2 protein-coding genes are annotated in these 2,410 nt (G+C 62.0%); both read left to right on the top strand.

The genetic code is table 11. The features are described from left to right. Nucleotides 1-145: 145 nt before the first annotated feature. Nucleotides 146-1,825, top strand: coding sequence for an IS21 family transposase (gene istA, locus B9Z45_RS16480; protein WP_108408281.1), 1,680 nt, complete (start codon nucleotides 146-148; stop codon nucleotides 1,823-1,825). Then, nucleotides 1,822-2,410 (top strand): ATP-binding protein (locus B9Z45_RS16475; RefSeq protein WP_108408280.1); only part of this gene is annotated, 589 nt, incomplete at its 3' end. The genes istA and B9Z45_RS16475, both read left to right, overlap by 4 nt.

Here is a 2,410-nt window from a genome sequence, read left to right as displayed (position 1 = left end):
CCCTGATGGCCACCCAAATTCCCCCACTTATGGCCACTTCAAAATCCCCCACCTGAATTGATCGGGGACAGGGGTTCAAAGCCGACACCGTCGGCACCTGTTGGCAGGACGCATGTTCTGGCCCTCCTCGAAGGAAGGCCAAGGAGTGAATGTCTTGAAACCCAACCAACGCGCTACCGTCTACACCCTGCTAGAGCGCAACACCCCCGGGCGCGAGATCGCCCGCATCACCGGCATCGACCGCAAAACCGTGCGAAGTTATCGCACCCGCTGGCTGGCCGAGATTTCAAATTCCCCCGGGGTGGCCACCGGCTCAGACCCGGTCCCCAATACCGATGCTGGGCCTGTAGCCACTCAAACTCCCCCACCCTGGCCACCGGCTCCCGCGTCCATTTCTACCAGCCTGTGCGAAGTCCACCGTGAGTTCATTGAGGCCCAACTGCGCCTTCGCCGCAACGCCACAGCCATCTACCAGGACTTGGTCGACTCGCACGGTTTCACCGCCGCCTACAACTCCGTCAAACGCTTTGCCGCCAAGCTGCGCCACAAAGAGCCCGAACAGTTTGACCGCCTGTCCTTTGTGCCTGGCGAAGAGATGCAGGTCGATTACGGTGAAGGGGCACCCACGCTGGTGCCAGGCACCGAGCGCTACAAGAAGCCCCGCTTGTTTGTCGCCACATTGCGCCACTCCCGGCGCAGTTTCCGCCGAGTGGTCTGGAAGTCCGGCCAACACGTTTGGGCTCAGTTGCACGAGCAGGCGTTTCGCTACTTTGGCGGCTGCACCCAGTACGTCGTTTTAGACAATCTCAAGGAGGGCGTGCTCAAGCCCGACCTGTACGAGCCTGAGTTGAACCCCGTGTACGCAGCCACCTTGGCGCACTACGGCGCCCTGGCCGACCCGGCCCGCGTGCGCGACCCTAACCGCAAGGGCACAGTCGAGCACGCCATCGGCCACACCCAGGCCACCGCCTTGAAGGGCAAGCGCTTTGAAACAATTGAGGCACAGAACGAGTTCCTAGAGCATTGGGAAACGAATTGGGCCTCTAAACGCATCCACGGAACTGAGCGCCAACAGGTGCAGGCCATGTTCGAGGCCGAACGCGCGCACCTCTTGCCCCTGCCCCTGCTGGGCATGCAGTACTTCAGTCAGCAGGCCCGTACCGTGTGCGATGACAGTTGCGTGCGGGTCGATCACAGCAGCTACGCCGCACGCCCTGCGGCCATAGGCTCCAAAGTGCTGGTGCGCATCTTTGAGCGGCGTATCGAGATCCGAGATCTGCAAGGCGCTTTACTACGCACCCATGCCAAAGCCGAGCGGCCAGGCTCTGTGGTGTTGCCCGCAGACGAGCGGGTGTTCAACCCGTCGCGCGAGACACGACAAATCTTGCGCCAAGCAGGGCAAATTGGAGAGCATGCCAGCCGACTGTGTGAGCTGATGTTTGCAGCCGAGGGTCGGGTGGGCCAAAGAAAGCTCTGGGGCATCGTGGGTTTGACCAAACGCTACCCGGCGGTCTGCGTTGACAGCGCCTGCGCCCAGGCCTTGGAGCAAGGGGTCTACAGCTACAAACATGTCAAGGCCTTGGCCGAGCGTTTGTTTGCAGACGCCATGGCGGCCATGCACGAGGCATCAACCAATAACCATGCCGGTGGTGGTGGCGGTGGCGGTGGTGTTACCTGTGACATTGTCCACGAAGACTCTCTGGCCCAGCAGCATGAGCTCATTCGCCAGGCCGACGAGTATGCGGATTTATTCACCCACGCGGCCCTGGTCGCCAGCGCGGTGGTGGCCAAAGCCATGGATGACACAGCAGGAGGTCAGGCATGAACATGACCGAGATCGACAACGCTTTGCGCCAGCTGCGCTTGTCGGGCATGCAGCAAACGCTGACCACCCGGGCCATGCAGGCCCAGGCCAGCCAGGAGCTGTTCCTGGAGACCTTTGCCGCCTTGCTGCAAGACGAGTTGGAGCGGCGCAGGTCGGTGCTGCTGGATCGCCGATACAAGCGCTCAGGGCTCGATGAGCGGGCCTCATTGGCGGACTTGGACTGGCGCTTTAACCCCAAGATACCCCGCGCCGCGTGCTTTGAGTTGCACACCTTGAAGTTCATCACCGAGGGGGCCAACGCCTTGATCGTGGGCAAACCGGGCACAGGCAAGAGCCATGTGGCCAAGGCGCTGGCATACCAGGCGACGCTGCAGGGCTATGACGTGCGGTATTTGGAAGCGGACACCGAGTTTGCGCGGTATGCGCTGGCGGGCAGCCAGGACAGGGCGTGCATGCTGCGAGAGTGGGTCAAGCCGGATTTGCTGATCGTGGACGATTTGTTTCTGGCCAGGCGTATCACGGCGGAGGCGGCAGAGGTGTTGCAGGCCATCGTGCACCAGCGCTACAAGCTGCGCCGCGCCTTAG

This window comes from Limnohabitans sp. 2KL-17, from assembly GCF_003063415.1.
In the GTDB taxonomy this organism is placed as follows: Bacteria; Pseudomonadota; Gammaproteobacteria; order Burkholderiales; family Burkholderiaceae_C; genus Limnohabitans_A.
The sequence above is the reverse complement of the archived record's forward strand: the minus strand, read 5'-3'. Positions and strand labels throughout refer to the sequence as shown.